The sequence below is a fragment of the Microbacterium daqui genome (genome assembly GCF_050408675.1).
Lineage (GTDB): Bacteria > Actinomycetota > Actinomycetes > Actinomycetales > Microbacteriaceae > Microbacterium.
On record NZ_JBNTKF010000001.1, the window covers coordinates 204019 to 226732 of the forward strand.

Below are 22714 nucleotides of genomic sequence, written 5' to 3' on the forward strand. Positions count from 1 at the left end.
TCACGCTCTATAAGGAACGACTCCCCACGTTATGAAGACCGCGGACATCGCACAGCGTTATCTGAACTACTTCGAGAAGAACGACCACACCATCGTGCCGTCGGCGTCGCTGGTCAGCGATGACCCGTCGATTCTGTTCACGATTGCGGGCATGGTTCCGTTCATCCCGTATCTCACCGGCGTGGTTCCGGCGCCGTACGCGCGCGCCGCCGACGTGCAGAAGTGCATCCGCACCAACGACATTGAAGAGGTGGGTAAAACCGCCCGCCACGGCACGTTCTTCCAGATGCTCGGCAACTGGTCGTTCGGCGACTACTTCAAGGAAGAGGCCATCCGCATGGCGTGGGGTCTGCTGACGACCCCCGAAGCTGAGGGCGGCCTCGGCTTCAACCCCGAAGACCTCTGGGTCACCGTTTTCGAGTCTGACGACGAAGCTGCCGAACTGTGGCAGAAGGTTGCGGGGCTTCCGATCGAGCGTATTCAGCGCCTCGGCGCCGAAGACAACTACTGGCACACCGGTCAGCCCGGCCCGGCTGGCCCCTGCTCCGAGATTTACTACGACCGCGGTCCTGCCTACGGCAAGGAGGGCGGCCCGGCTGTTGACGACAACCGCTTCCTCGAGATCTGGAACCTCGTGTTCATGCAGGATCTCATCGCCAACGTGCGCTCGAAGGTCGACTTCGACATCGTTGGTGAGCTGCCCAACAAGAACATCGACACCGGCATGGGTCTCGAGCGCGTTGCTTTCATCAAGCAGAACGTCGAGAACATGTACGAGATCGACCAGGTTCGCCCTGTCCTCGACAAGGCTGTTGAGCTCTCGGGCCGCGAGTACGGCGCCAACGCTGAAGACGACGTGCGCTTCCGCGTTATCGCCGACCACGTTCGTAGCGCCATGATGCTCCTCAGCGACGGTGTCACGCCGTCGAACGAGGGGCGCGGCTACATTCTGCGTCGCCTCATGCGCCGCACGATCCGCTCGATGCGCCTGCTCGGCGTTGAAGGCCCCACGTTCGCGCACCTGTTCGCCGCTTCGCGCGACGCGATGCAGGAGAGCTACCCGATCCTGGCCACCGATTGGGCTCGTATCGAGCGCTACGCACTCGGCGAAGAAGAGACATTCCTGCGCACACTGACCGCTGGTTCCGCGATTCTCGATGAGGCCATTGACGAAGCGAAGAAGGCTGGCGGAACCACGCTGGCGGGCCCCGAGGCATTCCTCCTTCACGACACCTACGGCTTCCCGATTGACTTGACGCTCGAGATCGCTGAAGAGGCGGGTATCACGGTTGACCGTGCCGCTTTTGACGAGCTCATGCTCGCGCAGCGCACCCGTGCGAAGGCTGACGCGAAGTCGCGTAAGCGCCAGATCGCTGACCTCACGGTGTACTCGGAGTTCCGCTCGCTCGGCGAGACGGTGTTCACCGGGTACAGCGACCTCGAGACGTCATCGCGGGTGCTCGGCATTCTCGTTGACGGTCTGCCCGTCACGGTTGCTCGTGCCGGCGACATCGCCGAAGTGATTCTCGCGGAGACCGCACTGTACGCCGAGTCTGGTGGCCAGGTGGCTGACAAAGGCACGATCATCGGTGACGGCTTTGAGCTCGAGGTCATCGACGTGCAGAAGCCCGTTCCTGGTCTCATCAGTCACACCGTCGAGGTGCTCACGGGTGAAGTCACGATTGACGCCGCCGCGACGACCGTCGTTGACGCTGCCAACCGTCGTGCAGCGCAGCAGGCGCACTCAGCAACGCACCTCGTGCACGCTGCTCTGCGCGACACGCTGGGCAAGACGGCAACGCAGGCGGGCTCGCTCAACCGCGCGGGCTACATGCGCTTCGACTTCGCATGGAACCAGGCGCTGAGCGCCGAAACCAAGACCGAAATCGAAGAGATCACGAACAACGCCGTGCAGGCCAACATGGAGGTCACCACGCGCATCATGTCGCTGGACGACGCCAAGGCTGCTGGAGCCATGGCGCTATTCGGCGAGAAGTACGGCGAAACCGTGCGCATGGTCGACATCGGTGGCCCGTGGTCGCGTGAGCTGTGCGCTGGTACGCACGTCTCGACGTCGGCTGAGATTGGTCTCGTGAGCCTCGTCGGTGAAGCATCGGTTGGTGCCTCGAACCGTCGCATCGAGGCACTCGTTGGTCAAGACGCTTTCCGTGAGCTGGCAGCGGAGCGCGCGCTCGTGAACGAGCTCACCGCATCGCTCAAGACGCCGCGCGACCAGCTGGCTGCCCGCATCGCTGAGCTCAGCGCCAACCTGAAGACCGCCGAGAAGAAGATTGCGGCGTTCGAGTCGCGTGCACTTGCCGACAAGGTGCCGAACCTCGTGGCCGGTGCTTTGACGCGCGATGGCTGGACGATTGTGGCTGAGAACCTCGGAACCGTCGGTTCGGCTGATGACGTGCGTGCCCTCGTGACGCTGGTGCGTGAGCGCCTCATGTCGCAGCAGGCTGTTGTCGCCCTTGCTGGTGTTGCCGGTGATCGCCCGGTTATCGTCGTCGCGACGACGGCTTCGGCTCGCGCCGCTGGTGCGCAGGCGGGCGCGCTCGTCAAGATCGCTTCGGGCGTTCTCGGCGGTGGCGGTGGCGGCAAGCCCGACATGGCGCAGGGCGGTGGCACAGACCCACAGGCGATCCCGGCCGCTCTTGACGCTGTCAGCCGAGCCGTAGGGGCCGCGTGAGCGAATTTCGTCGCGGCACCCGCATCGGAATCGATGTGGGTAAAGCACGCGTCGGGGTCGCGAAATGTGACCCCGACGGCATGCTGGCGACGCCGATCGAAACGGTTCCGCGCGATGAGCACGCGGTCGCCCGCGTGCGTGAAATCGCGGCCGACTACAGCACATTGGAGTACGTCATCGGCCTGCCGATGAATCTCCGCGGTGAAGAAACACCGTCGACGGCTGACGCGCGCGCATTTGCCGAAGAGCTCGCCCGCGGCGACATCCCGGTGCGGATGGTCGACGAGCGGCTGAGCACGGTCACGGCGCATTCGGCACTGCGTGCCTCTGGTCGCAACCAGAAGAACTCCCGTAGCATTGTCGATCAGGTCGCGGCCGTAGTCATTCTGCAGCAGGCCATCGACACCGAAAAGCGTTCAGGAACTACACCCGGGTTTCTGATCTCCTCTGAATCGGAGCCTGCGTCATGACGACTCCCACCAACGATGATCAGCCGCGCTCACGTCGTGAAATGCGTGAAGCGGCGGCTCACCAAGAAAACGTGGCGACCCCGGTACCCGTACCCCCCGAGACGGAACCCGCGGCGGCTCCTGCAGCCGTGGTTCCGACTGCGACTCCCGAGGCAGCAGTTGACCCCGCTGTTGCGCGTGAGGCCGCCGAACTCTTTCCCCGCCGGTCAGACGTATCGTCGTACGCGATGCGCACCGGAGCTGTACCCACTAACGCCGATGACGACGTGACGCCGGAGACCTCCTTGACCGACATTTTCGACGACGTGCGCGACATGCGCGAAGACCGCCCGAAGAAAAAGAAGCGCGCCGGCTGCATTGTCGCGCTCGTTGTTGTACTGGCCCTGCTCGGCGGACTAACCGCGGGCGGAATCTGGGTCTGGAACACGTACGGCGAGAAGATTCAAGACTTCCTCGGCACGGGCGAGCCTAAAGACTACGAAGCGGGTCTTGCCGAAGGCGAAGTGATGTTCACGATTCACCCTGGTGACGGCGGACTCCAGATTTCGTACGCCCTGCACGATGCGGGTGTAACGAAGACCGACGAGATCTTCTACGACTGGCTCCGCGAGAACCCGCCGACGCCGACCTTCTACCCGGGCACGTACCAGCTGCAGGAAAAGATGACGGCCGCGGCTGCCGCCGAGGTGCTTGGCAACGCTGAAAACAAGCTCTCGAACGCCGTACTGCTACGCGAAGGTGAGACCCTGCAGACGATTTTGCCGACGATCGCCGAGTCGCTGCAGATTCCGATTGAAGACCTGCAGGCGGCGACGGCTGACCCGTCGGTTTATGGCGTGTCGGCGCCGACCCTTGAGGGTTGGCTCTTTCCAGCGACGTACGACTTTAATGACGGTGTCACCGCGACAGACGTGATCACTGCGATGGTGAACCGCACCGTGCAGTCGCTTGATAACGCCGGTGTTCCGGTCGACGAACGTCAACGCATTTTGACGGTTGCCGCCATCATCCAGCGTGAAGCGGGTGCCGGTGACATGGGCAAGGTGGCTCAGGTGATCTACAACCGTCTCGGTCCGGACAACACGGAGACGTTCGGTCTGCTGCAGATGGACTCGACGGTCGCGTATGGCGTCGGCAAGTTGCACGACGGCGTCGTGGCAACGACGGACGAAGACCGCGCCAACGACAACCCCTACAACACCTACCTACACCCCGGACTCCCGGCAGGCCCCATCGCCAACAGCGGTGACGAAGCAATTGACGCAGCCATGCACCCCGAGCCGGGCCCCTGGTTCTACTTCGTGACAGTCAACCTGAACACGGGTGAGACGATCTTCTCGGAGACGTACGCGGAGCAGCTGGAGGCTGAAAAGGTGTGGCACGACTGGTGTGAAGAGAACCCCGACTCGGGCTGCTACGACTAATGGTCGCGCTGCAGGTTTGGGGAGACCCGATTGAACACAGCCGGTCACCGCTGCTTCACGCCGCGGCATACGCCGCGCTGGGGCTTGATTGGCAATACTCACGCCGCCAGGTCAGCGCCGCACGGTTTGATGCCGAACTGAGCGGCCTCGACGACTCGTACCGTGGTCTTTCGCTGACCATGCCGCTCAAGGAGGCGGCATTCGCGGCCGCCCAGTGGCGAGATGAGCGCGCGGAGCGCACCGGTTCGGTCAACACGCTGCTTCTCGGGCGCGGAACCGTGCGCGGATTCAACACCGACATTGGCGGCTTTCTCGGCGCCCTGCGCGAAAACGGCGTCACCGAAGTCTCGCGCGCTCGTATTGTCGGCGCCGGCGCCACGGCCGCTTCCGCCATGGTTGCGCTTGCTGAAGCAGGCGCGGAAACAGTTGAGGTCATCGCACGGACACCATCGAAGGCCATGCCGATTCTGCAGGCCGCTGGCGCGCTGGGTGTGACGGCCACGGCGATCGCGCTCGACGACGTTGACCGATTCGGTTCCGTTGATGCCACGATTGCGACGTTGCCGGGCGGAACCACGGTGTCGGATGCGAGTGCCGTTGGACTGGCTGAAACCGGGGGAGTGCTACTGGACGCCGTGTATGCACCCTGGCCGACGCAACTCGCCGGAGCTTTCACTGCGCTCGGCAAACCGGCCGCTTCTGGCGAACTCATGCTCCTTCACCAGGCACTTCTCCAGGTGCGTGTCTTCGTGAACGAAGACGTTCATGCACCGCTCGTGAACGAGGATGTCATCTTGGCCGCGATGCGTGCCGCGCTCATGGGAGACTAGAACAATGCTTCGTGTTCTGACCGCAGGTGAATCTCACGGCCCCGAGCTCATTGCCATCATGGAGGGTCTGCCGTCTGGCGTTCCCATCGCGATGGACACGATCCGCGCTGACCTCGCGCGCCGCAAGCTCGGCCATGGCCGCGGCTCGCGGATGAAGTTCGAAGCTGACGAACTGACGATCTCCAGCGGCGTGCGCCATGGTTCCAGCCTCGGCAGCCCCATTGCGATCTGTATTGGCAATACGGAGTGGCCCAAGTGGCGCGAAGTCATGAGCGCGGAGCCGGTCGAAGCGACCGAACTGTCGCGCGGTCGTGGTGCGGCGCTGACGCGTCCGCGCCCGGGCCATGCTGACCTCGTCGGTATGCAGAAGTACGACTTCGATGAGGCGCGCCCCATTCTGGAGCGCGCGAGTGCACGCGAAACCGCAGCACGCGTAGCGCTCGGTGCCATCGCTCGCTCTTTCCTGAGCGAACTCGGCATTCGGCTCGTGAGCCACACGCTGTCGATGGGCCCGGTGCGGGTGCCCGACAACATGCCGTTGCCGACCGCCGACGACGTCGACACGCTTGACGCTGACCCGCTGCGCTGCTTTGACGCGGCCACGAGCGAGGCGATGATCGCTGAGGTTGATGACGCCCGCAAGTCTGGCGACACCGTCGGCGGCATCGTCGAGGTGCTCGCCTACGGCCTCCCGCCGGGGCTCGGTTCGCACGTGCAGTGGGACCGCCGCCTCGACGCTAAGCTCGCGCAGGCTCTCATGAGCATTCAGGCCATTAAGGCAGTGGAGGTCGGCGACGGCTTCGAAACCACCCGCCGCCGTGGTTCCGCCGCGCACGACGAACTGCACCTGTCTGACGGAACCATCACGCGCTCTTCTGACCGCGCTGGCGGCATCGAGGGTGGCATGTCGACCGGCACACTCCTGCGTGTTCGCGCCGGTATGAAGCCGATCGCTACGGTTCCGCACGCGCTGCGCACGATTGATGTAGCAACGGGTGAAGAAGCCACGGCCCACCACCAGCGTTCTGACATCAGCGCGGTTCCGGCTGCCGGCGTCGTTGCTGAGGCCATGGTCGCGATCACGCTTGTCGACGTCATCCTGGAGAAGTTTGGTGGCGACTCGCTGGGGGAGACCCAGCGCAATATCGCCAGCTACCTCGCGCACATTCCCGAGACGCTGAAGACGGCAGACGCCAGCGACGCGTCATTGGCATGACCACGCGTGCGGTCGTTCTGATCGGGCCCATGGGCGTCGGCAAGTCCAGCATCGGACGAAAGCTCGCCAAGGCACTGTCACGCACGTTCACCGACACCGACACCGTGATCGTGCGTGAGAATGGGCCGATTCCTAAGATTTTCGAAGAACACGGCGAAGCGCACTTCCGAGAAATCGAACGCGACGTTGTCGCTCGCTCTGTCGAGGGCGGCGGCGTTGTTGCGCTCGGCGGTGGGGCGGTGCTCAACACGCAGACACAGGCAGTGTTGCGCGACCATCTCGTCGTGCTGCTGGATGTCTCGGAAGTCGTTATCGCCGGCCGTATTGGGCATGGCGAAGGGCGTCCGCTGCTCGCCAGCGACGATGATCCGATCGAAACGTGGAAGCGCATCCGTGCGGAGCGCTGGCCGGTATACGAATCGTTGGCTGACAAGACGTTTGACACGTCGCGCGGCCACATTGCACATATTGTTTCGGCGATTGCCGAGTGGGTTCAGGAGGAAGAACGATGAGTGAGATCACCACGATCTCGGTAGCGAGTACCCCCGGCTACGACATTACGGTTGGCAACGGCGTCATCGCGCAGCTGGGCGACGCGCTGCCTGCCGGAGCCAAAAAGGTACTCATCGTGCACACCGCCACCGTGGGCGCCGAAGCCGAAAAGCTCCGTGTCGCACTGTCGGGTGAGCGCGAAGTTCTCCTCGCTGAAATTCCCGACGCGGAGACCGGTAAGCGCATCGAGGTCGCCGCGTTCTGCTGGCAGATCCTCGGACAGAGCGACTTCACCCGCTCTGACGCGATCATCGGTTTCGGCGGCGGCGCCACGACCGACGTTGCGGGCTTTGTCGCAGCGACGTGGCTGCGCGGTATTGCCGTCGTCCAGGTTCCGACCACCGTGCTCGGCATGGTCGACGCGGCTGTCGGCGGCAAGACCGGCCTCAACACCAACGAGGGTAAGAACCTCGTGGGTGCGTTCTGGGAGCCGACCGCCGTCATCTGTGACCTCAACTACCTGTCGACCCTGTCACAGAACGAAGTGACCGCGGGCTACGCTGAGGTCATCAAGGCAGGCTTCATTGCCTACCCCGAGATTCTTGACCTCATCGAAGCAGACCCGGAGCTCGCGACCAACGTCACGTCGGCACCATTCCGTCGCACGATTGAGCTCGCGATTCAGATGAAGGCCGACATCGTCAGTGAAGACTTCCGCGAAGCTGGTAAGCGCGAGTACCTCAACTACGGGCACACGCTCGGCCACGCGATCGAGCACTCCGAGCGCTACAAATGGCGTCACGGTGCCGCGATCTCCATCGGCATGATGTACGCGGCCGAACTGTCGCGCCTCGCCGGGCGCTTGAGCGACGAGGCCGTTGACCGTCACCGTTCGATCTTTGAGTCGCTCGGCCTGCCGACGACCTACCGCGGCGGCGCGTGGAACGCGTTGCTGTCCACAATGCAGCGCGACAAGAAATCACGCGGCGGCATGTTGCGATTCATCGTTCTGGAAGACATCGGTCGCCCGACCGTAATGCAGGCACCCGACGAATCGTTGCTATTCGCGGCGTACCAGGAGATCGCCGAGTAATCGGCGGGGGAGCGACACATGAGCGCCGGAAGCATCCTGCTCGTCAACGGACCGAACCTGAATCTTCTCGGCGTTCGGGAGCCGGAGGTGTACGGAACCACGACGCTGGCTGACGTGGAAGCGCTGGTTCGCGATGTGGCTGCGGAGAGCGGCTTCGACGTGCGTGCCGTGCAGAGCAATCACGAAGGCGTCTTGATTGACGCGATCCATGAGGCCCGCACGGAATGTGTGGGCATCGTGATCAACCCCGGCGGGCTCACGCACACATCGGTCGTCCTCCGCGATGCGCTGACGGGTGTCTCCCTGCCATTCGCAGAGGTGCACATTTCTGACGTGTACCAGCGCGAGGCGTTCCGCCACCACTCGTACCTCACCGATGTTGCCGCCGTGCACGTCGTCGGTGAGGGAATCGCGGGCTATGCTCGCGCCACACGCGAACTCATCGCGCACATCGCACCGCGCTAGCGGTACGGACAGCGCTCAGGCGCAATAACGTAGACTGTTTGGCTGGACGCACTCGTCCACCAACCTCACGAACGGACATACATTCCTTATGGCATCGACCGCAGACATCAAGAACGGTGTCGTCCTTTCGATCGACGGACAGCTCTGGAGCGTCACTGAGTTCCAGCACGTGAAGCCCGGCAAGGGTGGCGCGTTTGTTCGTACGAAGCTGAAGAACGTCGTTTCGGGCAAGACCGTTGACCGCACGTACAACGCTGGTGCAAAGATCGACATCGAGAACGTCGATCGTCGTGACTTCCAGTACCTGTACAACGACGGTGACGGCTTCGTCTTCATGGACGTCGCTGACTACGACCAGCTCACGGTTCCGGCGGCCACGGTTGGCGACGCCGCCAACTTCATGCTCGAGAACCAGATGGTCACCATCGCGCTCAACAACGGCACCCCGCTGTACCTCGACCTGCCGGCATCGGTCATTCTCGAAGTGACTTACACCGAGCCTGGCCTGCAGGGCGACCGCTCGTCGGCTGGCACGAAGCCCGCGAAGTTGGAGACCGGTTACGAGATTCAGGTTCCGCTGTTCCTGGAGACCGGCACCAAGATCAAGGTTGACACGCGCACCGGCGAATACCTGGGTCGCGAAAAGTAAATTGAGCGCTCGCACGAAGGCGCGCAAACGCGCGCTCGACATTCTGTATTCGGCTGACGTACGCGGCGAAGGTATTGGCGTAACGCTGGCCGCTGAAGCAACGCGCGCCGCTGCCGAACCCGCTCGCGCGGCTTCGTGGCTCTACGCTCGCGAAATCGTTGATGGCGTCATCGATCACCAGAGCGAGATCGACGAACAGATCACGACGCACAGTCGTGACTGGAAGCTCGACCGCATGCCGGTGGTTGACCGTGCGCTGTTGCGTATCGGCGTGTGGGAGATTCTCTTCAACGAGGAGATCCCCACGGCCGTTGCGATTGACGAAGCCGTCGAACTGGCCAAGGAGTACTCGTCTGACGAGGCTGGCCCGTTCGTTCATGGTGTGCTCGCGCGCATCGCCCGCTCGTCGTAAGCACAACTCTTCAACGCTGAGGCCCCGGCTCTGGTCGGGGCCTCAGCGTTTTGTCACGGTTGTCTTCCCGCTCTCGACGGGGCGGCACGCGTAGACTCATTACGTTCCACACAGGAGGTAGAAAATGCGGATCACCGGCCTCGGCCACGCGGGTATGTTCATCGAAACTGCCGGCGGCAACATCCTCGCCGACCCGTGGGTAAAGCCCGCGTTCTTTGGGTCTTGGTTCCCATTCCCTGACAACCGTGGTCTTGACTGGGAAAAGTACGGCCGTGAGGCTGACTTCCTCTACATCAGCCACCGCCACCGCGATCACTTCGACCCGTGGCTTCTCGAGACCTACGTGTCGAAAGACATCGAAGTTCTCCTGCCGGACTACCCGACAGACGACCTCGAGCAAGACATTCGTGCGCTTGGCTTCAACAACATCACCTACACGCAGGCTGGCGAAATCATTGAGCGTGGCCCGCTGCGTCTCATGATCACGCCGTTGCGCGCGCCGTCTGACGGCCCGATCGGTGACTCGTCGTTGTCGGTCGATGACGGTACGGCGTCGATTCTCAACCAAAACGACTCGCACCCGCTCGACCTCGACGCGCTGATGTCGTTCGGCAAGGTCGACGCTTACTTCACGCAGTTCTCCGGTGCTATTTGGTGGCCGATGGTTTACGACCTGCCCAGCGAGGCGAAAGACAACTTCGCGCACCTGAAGCGCGAAGCGCAGCACAAGCGTGCGATGTTCTACATCGAGAAGGTCGACGCTCCGCACGTCTTCCCGATGGCTGGTCCGCCGATGTTCTTGCGTGATGACCTGATCGACAACAACGGTCTGGGGCGCAACGGCAAAGTCGGTATCTTCACCGACCAGGTTGAGTTCATCACCCGCATGAAGGAAGAAGCCCCGCAGTACAACGGGCACGTCTTCTTCCCCGGCACCGTCATCGAGCTGCAGGGCTCTGACATCACGGTGGAGCAGACCTTCTTCTCCCAGGAGGAGATCGACCGGATCTTCGCCGACAAGTGGGCTTACCTGGAGGAGCAGCGGGCATCGCGTCAGCAGGAGATCGCTGACGAGATTGCCTCGCGTGCCGAGGTTCTTGAGCCTGCGGAGATGATGGCGGCGTTGAAGGAGTGGTGGGAACCACTTATGCGTCGCGCACGCATCATGCGCAACGGCGTGGGGGGCCCGGTCCGCTACACCATCGGCGAACTCGATATGGTGGTGGACTTCCCGAAGGCGAAGATCCGCGAATATGCGGGGGAGGACTGCGAATTCTGGTTCCGCATTCCCGCCGACCTCGTCTCAACGAACATCCGCGATGGCGAGATTGACTGGTCAAACTCGATCTTCCTGTCGATGCAGTTCCAGACCACGCGTCAGGGCAAGTTCAACGAGTTCATCTACACGTTCATGAAGTGTCTCTCGCGCGACCGCATTGAGTACACCGAGAACTGGTACTCCGAGCAGACCGACCAGACCGAAGACGCCGAAGTCGGCGACTGGGTCGTTCAGCGTCGCTGCCCGCACCTGCGCGCCGACCTGACCAAGACCGGAAAGATCGACGAAGACGGTGTGCTCACGTGCTCCCTGCACGACTGGAAGTGGGACCTCAACACCGGTAAGTGCCTGACAACACAGGGGCACCCGATTCGGGCGACAAAGATCGGCGACGAGATTTCGCAGGCCGCTCTCGCACCAGCGAACGTCTAACTCACTGACAGAAAGGACTCACCTCCGGGTGGGTCCTTTCTTCATGCCCAGCCGCGATAGACTGGGGGCAATCAGCAACCTTTAACACCGTCCAGAGAGGCGGAGAAGGGAGCCGAATGAGCACGCGTACAGTGCTTCAGGAAGCCGATATCACGCGGGCATTGACCCGTATCGCACACGAAATCATTGAGTCCAATAAGGGCACTGATTCCTTGGTTCTGTTAGGAATCCCCACGCGCGGCGTTAACCTCGCCCAGCGCATCGGTACTCTGATTTCCACCATCTCGGGCGAAGAGATTCCCACCGGATCCCTCGACGTCACGATGTTCCGTGACGACCTCGCCCGCCAGCCGGTGCGGAGCCCCGGCCCCACGCACATTCCCGACGGCGGAATCGACGGCAAGACCGTGGTCCTCGTTGACGATGTGCTCTTTTCCGGCCGCTCCATTCGCGCGGCCCTCGACGCCCTCGGCAATGTGGGTCGTCCGCAGATCGTGCGCCTCGCCGCACTCATCGACCGCGGCCACCGCGAACTGCCGATTCGCCCCGACTTTGTGGGCAAGAACATTCCCAGCGCACGCGACGAGCGCGTCCGTGTGCGACTGGTAGAAACCGATGGCGTTGACGAGGTGACGATCGAATCATGAGGCACCTGCTCGATACTCAGTTCCTCTCGAAGGATGACGCGCTGCGCATCCTCGACGTGGCCGAAGACATGGTCGACTCGCAAACCCGCGAGATCAAGAAACTTCCCACGCTGCGCGGCAAGACCGTCGTCAACCTCTTCTTTGAAGACTCGACGCGCACCCGCATTTCGTTCGAAGCCGCAGCCAAGCGCCTTTCTGCCGACGTCATCAACTTCGCAGCCAAGGGTTCCAGCGTTTCCAAGGGCGAAAGCCTGCAAGACACCGCGCAGACGCTGCAGGCGATGGGAGCTGACGCGGTCGTCATCCGCCATGGCGCTTCCGGTGCGCCACGCACCCTGGCGACCAGCGGTTGGATCTCCGCTGGTGTCGTCAACGCTGGTGACGGTACGCACGAACACCCCACCCAGGCTCTGCTCGATGCCTTTACGATCCGCAAGCGCCTGCACGGCGCCGCGAGCCGCGGCAAAGACCTCTCCGGGGCCAAAGTCACGATCGTCGGCGATATTCTGCACTCGCGCGTTGCGCGGTCGAATGTGTGGCTCCTGCGCACCCTCGGTGCAGAGGTGACGCTCGTTGCTCCGCCCACCCTGGTTCCGCAAGACGTTCGCAACTGGCCCGTCACGATCGAGTACTCGCTCGACGCCGCAATTGCCGCCGCACCCGACGCGCTCATGATGTTGCGAATCCAGCTGGAACGCATGAATGCCGCGTATTTCCCAACTGAGCGGGAGTATTCCCGCCTCTGGGGTCTCGATCCTGAGCGTTTGAACGCTCTGCCAGAGGGTACGATGGTTATGCACCCCGGCCCCATGAACCGCGGTCTGGAAATTTCTTCCGCCGCTGCAGATTCTGAGCGCTCGACGGTGCTCGAACAGGTCGCGAACGGTGTTGCCGTGCGCATGGCCGTGCTGTATCTCCTGCTGGCAGGGGAGCGTACGAACGAACAACGAGAGGAAGACCGATGAGCGAACGGATTCTCATCTCGGGAGCACAGATCGAAGGCGGCGCGGTCGCTGACATTCTGATTGCAGACGGCACGATCGTCGAGGTTGGTACGGGCCTGACTGACAAGGATGCGCGTCGCATTGACGCTGACGGCCTGGTCGCACTTCGTGGCCTCGTCGACCTCCACACGCACTTGCGCGAACCCGGCTACGAAGCATCAGAAACAATTCTCACCGGTACGCGTGCGGCGGCAGCCGGTGGCTTCACCGCGGTCTTCGCGATGCCGAACACGTCACCGGTCGCTGACACCGCGGGTGTCGTCGAGCAGGAGCTCGCCCTCGGCGAGGCTGCTGGCTACGCCACCGTGCAGCCCATCGGTGCCGTCACGGTCGGCCAGAAGGGTGAACGCCTCGCTGAGCTGGGCGCGATGGCGTCCTCGCGCGCAAACGTCCGCGTCTTCAGTGACGACGGCTTTTGCGTCTTCGACCCGCTGATCATGCGTCGCGCACTCGAGTACGTCAAGAGCTTCAACGGAGTGATCGCACAGCACGCGCAAGATCCGCGCCTGACTGAGGGCGCACAGATGAACGAGGGAGCCGTCTCGGCAGAACTCGGACTCGCCGGCTGGCCCGCTGTCGCTGAAGAGTCGATCATCGCCCGCGACGTCTTGCTCGCCGAGCACGTCGGTTCACGCCTGCACGTGTGCCACCTGTCGACGGCAGGTTCGGTTGACATCATCCGCTGGGCCAAGAAGCGCGGCATCAACGTCACGGCCGAGGTCACGCCGCACCACCTGCTGCTGACCGACGAACTCGTTCGCGGCTACGACGCGCGCTACAAGGTCAACCCGCCGCTTCGTCGCCACGAAGACGTCATGGCGGTTCGCGAAGGCTTGGCCGACGGAACCATTGACATCGTTGCGACGGATCACGCGCCGCATCCGTCGGAGAACAAGACGTGCGAGTGGTCTGCTGCGGCGAACGGCATGGTGGGCCTGGAGAGTGCGTTGCGCGTTGTGCACGCCTCGATGGTCGAGACCGGCATGCTCGGCTGGGACGACGTGGCACGTGTCATGTCGGCAACGCCCGCCCGCATCGGTAGCCTGGCCGGCCACGGCACGCCGATCGCTGCCGGCCAGCCCGCAGAAATCACGCTGTACGACCCGTCCGTTCGCGGCACCTTCCAGGTCGGTGACCTCCGCGGTCGCAGCGTCAACTCGCCCTACCTCGACACCGAGCTGCCCGGCCAGGTGCGCTTCACGATCCACCGCGGCTACCTCACGGTGGCCGACGGTGAACTCGTTGGGGTGAACAAGTGACACGCGAGCTCGCGATCGCCATCACCATTGGTGTTGGCGTGCTCATCCTCATCGGAATGGCGTGGGGGTGGCGACGACGATCCCGCCGCGACGCCGGTCTGCAAGCCCCGGCAGGCGAACTCGGTGGCGACGTTATCGGCTCCTTTAGTGGGCTCTACGTCGCCACGACCGAGCACGAGCAGCCGCTCAACCGCCTCGCGGTTAAGCACCTCGCCTTCCGCTCAAAGGTCACCGCCACGGTCACGTCCGAAGGCCTCAACCTGATTATGCCGGGCGCTCCCACGATCGGAATCGCTGCGGCGAATCTGCTCGGCACGGGCCGCGCCACGTGGACGATTGACCGTGTTGTCGAAAAGGACGGCCTGGTCTTCGTCTCCTGGCGAATCAATGAGACGACGATTGCCGACTCCTACCTGCGCCTGCAGGAATCCAACCCCACTGCTTTCTTGGCCGCGCTGGAGCGCGTGCTTCCGACTCCGACTGCAACAGGAATCTGACGCAATGTCTTTGTTTTCGATTGAACCCGCCGTCCTCGTCCTTGAGGATGGCAGCCGCTACCCGGGTGCCGCCTACGGTGCCCGCGGTACGACCATTGGTGAGGTTGTCTTCGCAACCGGTATGACCGGTTACCAGGAGACCCTCACCGATCCGAGCTACGCCGGCCAGATCGTGCTGCAGACTGCGCCGCACATCGGCAACACCGGTATGAACGATGAAGACCCAGAGTCGCGACGCATCTGGGTTGCCGGTTACATCGTGCGCGACGCGTCGCGCGTTGTCTCGAACTGGCGTGCCGACGAGTCGCTTGACGACGCTCTCGAGCGCGACGGCATCGTTGGCATCAGCGGCATCGACACCCGCGCAGTCACCCGCGTCATCCGCGACGCTGGCAGCATGCGCGGCGCAATCTTCTCCGGAGACGCCGCAAACATCTCTGACGACGAGCAGTTGAGAATCGTGCGCGAAGCACCGCTCATGGCCGGGCAAAACCTCTCGGCAGATGTGTCAGTTCCGGCAACGGAGATTACTCCCGCCGTCGGCGAAAGCATCGGAAACCTGGCCGTCATCGACCTGGGTGTGAAGCAAGCAACCGTCAACAACCTCGCGCAGCGAGGCTTTACCGTGCACGTCATGCCGCAGACGTCGACGATCGATGAGATCACCGCGATCAACCCGGTCGCTGTCTTCTACTCGAACGGCCCCGGCGACCCCGCCGCGTCAGACGGTCACGTTGCTCTGCTGCGTAGCGTGCTCGACGCTGGTTACCCGTTCTTCGGTATCTGCTTCGGCAACCAGCTACTCGGCCGCGCTCTGGGCCTCGGCACCTACAAGCTGCCTTTCGGCCACCGCGGCATCAACCAGCCGGTGCTCGACAAAACCACCGGTCGCGTTGAAATCACCGCACACAACCACGGCTTCGCAGTGGACGCACCCATCGACGGCGCCTTCGACAGCCCCAACGGCTACGGCAAGGTCGAGGTCAGCCACATTGGCCTCAACGACCAGGTCGTCGAGGGGCTGCGCGCGCTCGACATTCCCGCCTTCTCGGTGCAGTACCACCCCGAAGCGGCCGCTGGCCCGCACGACGCCAACTACCTGTTTGACCGCTTCCGCGACATGGTCATCGCGCACAACGACAAGAAGGACTCGAAGTAATGCCGAAGCGCGACGATATCAACAGTGTTCTGGTGATCGGCTCCGGCCCGATCGTCATCGGTCAGGCTGCTGAGTTTGACTACTCCGGTACCCAGGCGTGCCGTGTGCTTCGCGAGGAGGGCGTGCGCGTCATCCTGGTGAACTCGAACCCGGCCACCATCATGACCGACCCCGACTTCGCTGACGCGACCTACATCGAGCCGATCACCCCCGAGGTCATCGAAACGATCATCGCGAAGGAAAAGCCCGATGCCATCCTCCCGACCCTCGGCGGGCAGACAGCGCTCAACGCGGCGATGCAGCTGGACGAGCTGGGCATCCTGGAGAAGTACGGCGTTGAGCTCATCGGCGCCAAGGTTGACGCCATCAAGAAGGGCGAAGACCGCCAGATCTTCAAGGACCTGGTTCTCGAATGCGGTGCCGACGTTGCGAAGTCGGTCATTTGCCACACGATGGACGAACTGCTCGCTGGCGCGGAAGAGCTGGGCTACCCGCTCGTCGTGCGCCCCTCGTTCACCATGGGTGGCCTCGGCTCGGGCTTTGCGTACAACGAAGATGACCTGCGCCTCATCGGTGGTGCGGGCCTGCACGACTCGCCCACGAACGAAGTGCTCCTCGAAGAGTCGATCCTCGGCTGGAAGGAATACGAGCTCGAGCTGATGCGCGACACCACCGACAACACGGTGGTTGTCTGCTCGATCGAGAACGTCGACCCGGTTGGCGTCCACACGGGTGACTCGATCACGGTCGCACCGGCCCTCACGCTCACCGACCGCGAGTACCAGAACCTCCGCAACATCGGTATCGAGATCATCCGCGCCGTGGGTGTCGACACCGGTGGCTGCAACATTCAGTTCGCTATTGACCCGGCTAACGGCCGTGTCATCGTCATCGAGATGAACCCGCGTGTCTCGCGCTCGTCGGCGCTCGCATCGAAGGCCACCGGCTTCCCGATCGCGAAGATCGCTGCCAAGCTCGCAATCGGTTACCGCCTCGATGAGATCCCCAACGACATCACCGAGGTCACCCCGGCCAGCTTCGAGCCGACCCTCGATTACGTCGTCGTGAAGGCGCCGCGCTTCGCGTTCGAGAAGTTCCCGGCCGCCGACGCGACGCTGTCGACCACGATGAAGTCTGTTGGTGAGGCGATGGCCATCGGCCGCAACTTCACGACCGCACTGCAGAAGTCGCTCCGTTCGCTCGAAAAGCGCGGCTCCTCATTCCACTGGGGTGCAGAAGAGCGCTCCGTCGACGAACTCCTCGCCATCGCGAAGACGCCGACCGACGGCCGCATCGTCACTCTGCAGCAGGCCATGCGCAAGGGTGCCACGATCGAGCAGGCATTCGACGCCACGGCCATCGACCCGTGGTTCCTCGACCAGATCGCCCTCATCAACGAGGTTGCCGCCGGTATCGCCGCTGAGGCTGAGCTGACCGAGCGTGTCTTCCGCGTAGCGAAGGACCACGGCTTCAGCGACGCTCAGATCGCTGAGCTGCGCGCAAGCACGGAGGCAGAGATTCGTGGCGTTCGTCACGGCCTCGGCGTGCGCCCCGTCTATAAGACGGTTGACACGTGCGCTGGCGAGTTCCCAGCACTCACGCCGTACCACTACTCGTCGTACGACACCGAGACCGAGGTCGCGCCGAGCGAGCGCCAGAAGGTCGTCATCATTGGTTCCGGCCCGAACCGCATCGGTCAGGGCATCGAGTTTGACTACTCGTGCGTGCACGCATCGTTCGCTCTCTCCGACGCCGGCTACGAGACCATCATGGTCAACTGCAACCCGGAGACGGTCTCGACGGACTACGACACGTCTGACCGCCTGTACTTCGAGCCGCTGACGCTCGAAGACGTGCTGGAGATTCTGCACGCAGAATCGCAGTCCGGTGAGATTCTCGGTGTTGTCTGCCAGCTCGGTGGCCAGACGCCGCTGGGTCTCGCACAGGGCATCCAGGACGCTGGCTATACGATTCTCGGAACCAGCCCGGAAGCTATTGACGCGGCTGAAGAGCGTGCGCAGTTCAGCAAGATCCTGGACAACGCCAACCTCGTCGCACCGCGCCACGGGACGGCAACCGATGTTGACGGTGCTGTGACGATTGCTGAAGAAATCGGTTACCCGGTGCTCGTGCGCCCGAGCTTCGTGCTCGGTGGCCGCGGCATGGAAATCGTCTACGACACCGCGTCACTGCGCGACTACTTCGTTCGCATGGATGGCCAGGCCATCATCGGTGCGGGCCGCCCGCTGCTGGTAGACCGCTTCCTTGACGACGCGATCGAGCTTGACGTCGATGCCCTGTACGACGGCCACGAGCTGTACATCGGTGGCGTCATGGAGCACCTCGAAGAAGCCGGTATCCACTCCGGTGACTCGTCCTGCACCCTGCCCCCGATGTCACTCGGTCGCAGCGACATCGACCGCGTTCGCACGGCAACGCTTGGTATCGCTGAGGGTGTCGGCGTGCGAGGCCTGCTGAACGTGCAGTTCGCCATCTCGGCAGACGTTCTCTACGTGATTGAAGCCAACCCGCGTGCCAGCCGCACGGTTCCGTTCGTCTCCAAGGCTCTCGGAATCCCGCTGGCGAAGGCCGCCAGCCGCATCATGACCGGCTCGACGATCGCTGAGCTCAAGGCTGAAGGGTTGCTTCCGCAGAACGACGGTTCGCGCGTGCCGCTGGATGCTCCGGTTGCCGTCAAGGAAGCCGTGCTGCCGTTCAAGCGCTTCCGCACGAAGGACGGCCAGACGGTGGATTCCGTGCTCGGCCCGGAGATGCGCTCGACCGGTGAAGTCATGGGTATCGACCGCGACTTCCCGACCGCGTTTGCGAAGAGCCAGGCTGGCGCTTACGGCGGAATCCCGCGCGAAGGCACCGTCTTCATCTCGGTGGCAGACTCCGACAAGCGCGCCGTGATCCTGCCCGCACACCGCCTCCAGCAACTCGGCTATAAGCTCGTCGCGACGGAAGGCACCGCAGAGGTTCTCGCCCGCAACGGCATCGCCGTTGACGTCGTGCAGAAGTTCAGCGAGACCGTGGAGTCGGGCGCGACGAACATTGTCGACCTGATCAACGCCGGCGACATTGACATCGTGGTGAACACGCCGAGTGGCGTTGCAGCTCGTGCGGATGGCTACGAAATTCGTGCCGCCGCCGTTGCCGCTGACAAGGCTCTGTTCACGACGATGGCTGTGCTCGGTGCAGCTGTTTCAGCAATGGACGCCATGGGCTCGCCGTTCCAGGTTCGCAGCCTGCAGGAGTACCACGAAGATCGGATGGCATCGCTTTCATGACAATTGCGTTTGGCACGAAGACTCGTGAGGCGATTCTGACGCACGGTGCGCTGTGTGTCGGGATCGACCCCCATGAATCCCTTTTGAACGAGTGGAACCTGCCGGTTTCGGCTGCGGGTGTGCGTGAGTTTGGCCTTCGGGTCGTTGACGCATCCGCGGGCGCCGTGGGTTTCGTTAAGCCGCAGGTGTCGTTCTTCGAGCGCTTCGGATCCGCCGGATTCGCAGCCCTCGAAGACACCATTCGCGCCGCTCGTGACGCCGGGATCCTGGTCATTGCCGACGCAAAACGAGGAGACATCGGAACCACGATGGCCGGCTACGCGCAAGCGTGGCTGGCATCGGGGTCACCGCTGGAATCTGATGCGCTGACGGTGAGCCCGTACCTCGGGCCGACATCGCTGCGCGAAACAATGGCCTTCGCACATGAGCACGGGAAGGGACTCTTCGTGCTCGCCGCTACCAGCAACCCGGAAGCCGGGGAGCTGCAGCGCGCGAAGGTCGCGACCGACGCCGGCGGTGAAACCGTTGCCGCGTCTGTCATCTCATCGGTGTCGTCGTTTAACGCCGCCACCGCGGACGGTCACGGATGGGGATCCATGGGATTCGTGATCGGGGCAACGGTAGATCAGGCTGCGCTTGACCTACCCGAGCTGCTCACGCCGCACGCGCCAATTCTCGCCCCGGGCTTCGGCGCCCAGGGTGCAGCGTTGGCTGAACTAGGGGAGTTGTTCGGTGCAAACGCACCGTCCGTCATTGCGAGCGAAAGCCGAGGCATTCTCCGAGCCGGACCCGCCGGTCTCGAGAACGCTATTCGCTCGCGCAAACACGAACTGGAGGTTACCCGTGGCTGACGCTCAGCGTCCCCCCGAGGTCGATCGAATCGCCGCTTCCCAGAAGGCTGTCGCCGCCCGCCGCGCCCGCGCTTCACTGAAGCGTGACATCGCACATCGCATTGTGACGCCGCAGCAAGTAACCCGACGTGCCTATGCCGACCCGAGTTCGGCTGCCGGAACGTTGCGTGTGACGGAGTTTTTGACGGCGATCCCCGCCATTGGCGAGGGAAAACGTGATCGTATTCTGGCTGACCTGGCGATCTCCCCGGTAAAGCGTCTCGGTGGTCTCGGTGCTCGTCAGCGCCGCGACATTGCCGAGTGGCTGGATGCTCGCCTGCCCGAGCCCAGCGCTCGCCCGCACCGCAGCCGCCTGCTCGTGCTTGCCGGCCCGACGGCCGTTGGCAAGGGCACCGTCGCCGCACACATTCGTGAAACGCACCCCGAAATTCACCTGTCGGTATCGGCGACGACCCGTGCGCCGCGCCCGGGTGAGGTCGAGGGGGAGCACTACTTCTTCGTCGATGACGCCGAGTTCGACCGCATGGTCGCTGCCGGCGAATTGCTCGAATACGCCACGGTGCACAATTCGTACCGCTATGGCACCCCGCGCACGCCGATCTTTGACGCGATTGCTGCGGGCAAGACAGTGCTGCTCGAGATTGACCTGCAGGGCGCTCGTCAGGTGCGCAAGGCTGAGCCGAGCGCGTCGCTCGTGTTCTTGCTTCCGCCGTCGTGGGACGAATTGGTCGACCGTCTGGTGGGCCGCGGAACCGAGGGGGAAGAAGAGCGCACGCGTCGCCTCCGCACCGCGAAGGTGGAGCTCGCGGCTCAGAACGAGTTCGACCACCGCGTCGTGAACGACGAGGTCGCTCGTGCCGCTGATGAGGTCGTTGCTCTCGCTACCACCGAGTAATTGTGACGCGGCCCGCGGCAAAAGCCGCGGGCCGCAAACAGTTACCACCAAAAGGGCGTAGACTGAACTCTTGCGTATGCGCGGATTCCGCCACGCCACGTCTTTTCCACTCCGACACAGGAGGTCTGCCATGGCCGGCACCAACCTGGGCATCATCGACCCGCCCATTGACAACCTGCTCAGCAAGGTTGAGTCCAAGTACGAACTGGTTATCTACGCGTCCAAGCGCGCACGCCAGATCAACGACTACTACTCGGACCTGCAGGAGGGCAACCTCTTCGACAACGTGGGCCCGCTCGTGGACTCGTCTGTTGAAGACAAGCCGCTGACGATCGCTCTTCACGAGATCAACGAGGACAAGCTGCGCCTGCGCGCTGCCGAGTAAATCTCGATTTATGACCCGCCGTCATGGAATGTCCGTGGCGGCGGGCATATTTGTGTGTGACACCTACGACTGGAGCCTATAAATGACTAGCCTGCGCCTGTTCACCTCTGAGTCTGTCACCGAAGGACACCCCGATAAGATCTGCGACCAGATCTCGGACAGCATCCTCGATGACCTGCTGAGCAAAGACCGCAACACGCACGCGGCGATCGAGACGCTCGTCACCACGGGTCTCATTCATGTTGCCGGTGAGCTGCGTACCGACGCCTACGCCGACATTTCGGGCATTGCTCGTCGTGTGGTGAACACCATTGGCTACACCTCGAGCGAGACCGGCTTTGACGGCGACTCGTGCGGTGTCACGGTTTCAGTTGGCGAGCAGTCAGGCGACATCCATGCGGGTGTTTCGCAGGCACTTGAGGCGCGCGAAGGTTCTGCTGATCGTCACGACCTGCAGGGCGCGGGCGACCAGGGCATCATGTTTGGTTTCGCCACGAACGAGACCCCACAACTGATGCCGGCATCGGCGTGGCTGGCACACCGCTTGGCCGAGCGCCTGGCGGCGGTTCGCCACGACGGAACTATCCCGGAGCTTCGCCCCGACGGCAAGACCCAGGTGACGCTCGGCTATGACGGTTTCACGCCGAAATCGATCGAGGCTGTCGTCGTGTCAACGCAGCACAACCCCAACGTGACGCAGGAGGCCCTGCGCGAGGCGGTGCGCACGCACGTCATCGAGCCGGTACTCGCTGAGTCTGGCCTGGACGCCCCCGATTACAAGCTGTACTTCAACCCCGCAGGTCCGTTCGAAATCGGTGGCCCGAAGGGCGACGCCGGCCTCACCGGTCGCAAAATCATCATCGACACGTACGGTGGCGCCGCTCGTCACGGTGGCGGTGCCTTTAGCGGCAAAGACCCGTCGAAGGTTGACCGCTCGGCGGCGTACGCGATGCGCTGGGTAGCGAAGAACGCTGTCGCCGCTGGCCTCGCTGACCGCCTTGAGGTTCAGGTTGCCTACGCGATTGGCAAGGCACACCCGGTTGGTCTGTACGTTGAGTCGTTCGGCACCGGAAAGATCGATGACGACGCGATCGCTTCGGCTATCAGCAGCGTCTTTGACCTGCGCCCGAGCGCGATCATTGAAGAGCTCGACCTGTTGCGCCCGATTTACGCGGCAACGGCAGCGTACGGTCACTTCGGCCGCGAGCTTCCTGACTTCACGTGGGAAAAGACCACCCGCGTCGACGAGTTGCGCGCTGCTGCCGGGCTCTGA

Annotated in this window: 21 protein-coding genes; all 21 read left to right on the forward strand. The window is 63.2% G+C overall.

Features of this window, described 5'->3' with window-relative positions:
- Positions 1–31 precede the first annotated feature (31 nt).
- Complete coding sequence (gene alaS, locus ACQUSY_RS00945; RefSeq protein WP_428902643.1) at positions 32–2692, forward strand: alanine--tRNA ligase; 2661 nt, start codon at positions 32–34, stop codon at positions 2690–2692.
- Complete coding sequence (gene ruvX / locus ACQUSY_RS00950; protein WP_428902644.1) at positions 2689–3162, forward strand: Holliday junction resolvase RuvX; 474 nt, start codon at positions 2689–2691, stop codon at positions 3160–3162. The genes alaS and ruvX overlap by 4 nt, the downstream gene beginning before the upstream one ends.
- Positions 3159–4586 carry an endolytic transglycosylase MltG gene (gene mltG, locus ACQUSY_RS00955; RefSeq protein WP_428902645.1) on the forward strand — a complete coding sequence of 476 codons (1428 nt, stop codon included), beginning with the start codon at positions 3159–3161 and terminating at the stop codon, positions 4584–4586. The genes ruvX and mltG overlap by 4 nt, the downstream gene beginning before the upstream one ends.
- Positions 4586–5416, forward strand: a complete 831-nt coding sequence (locus ACQUSY_RS00960; RefSeq protein WP_428902646.1) for a shikimate dehydrogenase family protein — start codon at positions 4586–4588, stop codon at positions 5414–5416. Before mltG ends, ACQUSY_RS00960 begins: the two co-directional genes overlap by 1 nt.
- A 4-nt stretch (positions 5417–5420) precedes the next feature.
- A complete protein-coding gene (gene aroC / locus ACQUSY_RS00965; RefSeq protein WP_428902647.1) occupies positions 5421–6632 on the forward strand; it encodes a chorismate synthase in 1212 nt (403 codons plus the stop codon).
- Positions 6629–7144 (forward strand): shikimate kinase, encoded by a 516-nt coding sequence (locus ACQUSY_RS00970; RefSeq protein WP_428902648.1) that lies wholly within the window; start codon positions 6629–6631, stop codon positions 7142–7144. Before aroC ends, ACQUSY_RS00970 begins: the two co-directional genes overlap by 4 nt.
- The gene (aroB, locus tag ACQUSY_RS00975) at positions 7141–8217 is read left to right on the forward strand and encodes a 3-dehydroquinate synthase (RefSeq protein ID WP_428902649.1); all 1077 of its coding nucleotides are present in this window, start codon (positions 7141–7143) and stop codon (positions 8215–8217) included. The genes ACQUSY_RS00970 and aroB overlap by 4 nt, the downstream gene beginning before the upstream one ends.
- Before the next feature lie 18 nt (positions 8218–8235).
- Entirely contained in the window at positions 8236–8682 is a 447-nt protein-coding gene (aroQ, locus tag ACQUSY_RS00980) for a type II 3-dehydroquinate dehydratase (protein ID WP_428902650.1), read from the forward strand.
- An 88-nt stretch (positions 8683–8770) separates the two neighbouring features.
- Positions 8771–9331, forward strand: a complete 561-nt coding sequence (efp, locus tag ACQUSY_RS00985) for an elongation factor P (protein WP_428902651.1) — start codon at positions 8771–8773, stop codon at positions 9329–9331.
- Between the two features lies 1 nt (position 9332).
- Entirely contained in the window at positions 9333–9743 is a 411-nt protein-coding gene (gene nusB / locus ACQUSY_RS00990; RefSeq protein ID WP_428902652.1) for a transcription antitermination factor NusB, read from the forward strand.
- Between the two features lie 124 nt (positions 9744–9867).
- Positions 9868–11454, forward strand: coding sequence for a Rieske 2Fe-2S domain-containing protein (locus ACQUSY_RS00995; RefSeq protein WP_428902653.1), 1587 nt, complete (start codon positions 9868–9870; stop codon positions 11452–11454).
- A gap of 116 nt (positions 11455–11570) precedes the next feature.
- Positions 11571–12101 (forward strand): bifunctional pyr operon transcriptional regulator/uracil phosphoribosyltransferase PyrR, encoded by a 531-nt coding sequence (pyrR, locus tag ACQUSY_RS01000; RefSeq protein ID WP_428902654.1) that lies wholly within the window; start codon positions 11571–11573, stop codon positions 12099–12101.
- The gene (locus ACQUSY_RS01005) at positions 12098–13066 is read left to right on the forward strand and encodes an aspartate carbamoyltransferase catalytic subunit (protein ID WP_428902655.1); all 969 of its coding nucleotides are present in this window, start codon (positions 12098–12100) and stop codon (positions 13064–13066) included. Before pyrR ends, ACQUSY_RS01005 begins: the two co-directional genes overlap by 4 nt.
- Positions 13063–14364 (forward strand): dihydroorotase, encoded by a 1302-nt coding sequence (locus ACQUSY_RS01010; RefSeq protein WP_428902656.1) that lies wholly within the window; start codon positions 13063–13065, stop codon positions 14362–14364. The genes ACQUSY_RS01005 and ACQUSY_RS01010 overlap by 4 nt, the downstream gene beginning before the upstream one ends.
- Entirely contained in the window at positions 14361–14861 is a 501-nt protein-coding gene (locus tag ACQUSY_RS01015) for a PH-like domain-containing protein (RefSeq protein ID WP_428902657.1), read from the forward strand. Before ACQUSY_RS01010 ends, ACQUSY_RS01015 begins: the two co-directional genes overlap by 4 nt.
- 4 nt (positions 14862–14865) lie before the next feature.
- The gene (gene carA / locus ACQUSY_RS01020; protein WP_428902658.1) at positions 14866–16020 is read left to right on the forward strand and encodes a glutamine-hydrolyzing carbamoyl-phosphate synthase small subunit; all 1155 of its coding nucleotides are present in this window, start codon (positions 14866–14868) and stop codon (positions 16018–16020) included.
- Complete coding sequence (gene carB / locus ACQUSY_RS01025) at positions 16020–19310, forward strand: carbamoyl-phosphate synthase large subunit (protein WP_428902659.1); 3291 nt, start codon at positions 16020–16022, stop codon at positions 19308–19310. Before carA ends, carB begins: the two co-directional genes overlap by 1 nt.
- On the forward strand, positions 19307–20161 hold the full coding sequence (gene pyrF / locus ACQUSY_RS01030) for an orotidine-5'-phosphate decarboxylase (protein ID WP_428902660.1): 855 nt from the start codon (positions 19307–19309) through the stop codon (positions 20159–20161). The genes carB and pyrF overlap by 4 nt, the downstream gene beginning before the upstream one ends.
- Positions 20154–21056, forward strand: a complete 903-nt coding sequence (gmk, locus tag ACQUSY_RS01035) for a guanylate kinase (protein ID WP_428902661.1) — start codon at positions 20154–20156, stop codon at positions 21054–21056. Before pyrF ends, gmk begins: the two co-directional genes overlap by 8 nt.
- 130 nt (positions 21057–21186) lie before the next feature.
- Complete coding sequence (rpoZ, locus tag ACQUSY_RS01040; RefSeq protein ID WP_428902662.1) at positions 21187–21441, forward strand: DNA-directed RNA polymerase subunit omega; 255 nt, start codon at positions 21187–21189, stop codon at positions 21439–21441.
- An 82-nt stretch (positions 21442–21523) separates the two neighbouring features.
- Complete coding sequence (gene metK, locus ACQUSY_RS01045) at positions 21524–22714, forward strand: methionine adenosyltransferase (RefSeq protein WP_428902663.1); 1191 nt, start codon at positions 21524–21526, stop codon at positions 22712–22714.

Coding starts and splice junctions, on each gene's coding strand:
- ACQUSY_RS00995 (WP_428902653.1), top strand. CDS start 9,868: ATGCGGATCACCGGCCTCGGCCACGCGGGTATGTTCATCGAAACTGCC.
- ACQUSY_RS01005 (WP_428902655.1), top strand. CDS start 12,098: ATGAGGCACCTGCTCGATACTCAGTTCCTCTCGAAGGATGACGCGCTG.
- metK (WP_428902663.1), top strand. CDS start 21,524: ATGACTAGCCTGCGCCTGTTCACCTCTGAGTCTGTCACCGAAGGACAC.
- ACQUSY_RS00960 (WP_428902646.1), top strand. CDS start 4,586: ATGGTCGCGCTGCAGGTTTGGGGAGACCCGATTGAACACAGCCGGTCA.
- carB (WP_428902659.1), top strand. CDS start 16,020: ATGCCGAAGCGCGACGATATCAACAGTGTTCTGGTGATCGGCTCCGGC.
- rpoZ (WP_428902662.1), top strand. CDS start 21,187: ATGGCCGGCACCAACCTGGGCATCATCGACCCGCCCATTGACAACCTG.
- pyrF (WP_428902660.1), top strand. CDS start 19,307: ATGACAATTGCGTTTGGCACGAAGACTCGTGAGGCGATTCTGACGCAC.
- aroQ (WP_428902650.1), top strand. CDS start 8,236: ATGAGCGCCGGAAGCATCCTGCTCGTCAACGGACCGAACCTGAATCTT.
- aroB (WP_428902649.1), top strand. CDS start 7,141: ATGAGTGAGATCACCACGATCTCGGTAGCGAGTACCCCCGGCTACGAC.
- alaS (WP_428902643.1), top strand. CDS start 32: ATGAAGACCGCGGACATCGCACAGCGTTATCTGAACTACTTCGAGAAG.
- pyrR (WP_428902654.1), top strand. CDS start 11,571: ATGAGCACGCGTACAGTGCTTCAGGAAGCCGATATCACGCGGGCATTG.
- mltG (WP_428902645.1), top strand. CDS start 3,159: ATGACGACTCCCACCAACGATGATCAGCCGCGCTCACGTCGTGAAATG.
- efp (WP_428902651.1), top strand. CDS start 8,771: ATGGCATCGACCGCAGACATCAAGAACGGTGTCGTCCTTTCGATCGAC.
- aroC (WP_428902647.1), top strand. CDS start 5,421: ATGCTTCGTGTTCTGACCGCAGGTGAATCTCACGGCCCCGAGCTCATT.
- ACQUSY_RS01010 (WP_428902656.1), top strand. CDS start 13,063: ATGAGCGAACGGATTCTCATCTCGGGAGCACAGATCGAAGGCGGCGCG.
- carA (WP_428902658.1), top strand. CDS start 14,866: ATGTCTTTGTTTTCGATTGAACCCGCCGTCCTCGTCCTTGAGGATGGC.
- ACQUSY_RS00970 (WP_428902648.1), top strand. CDS start 6,629: ATGACCACGCGTGCGGTCGTTCTGATCGGGCCCATGGGCGTCGGCAAG.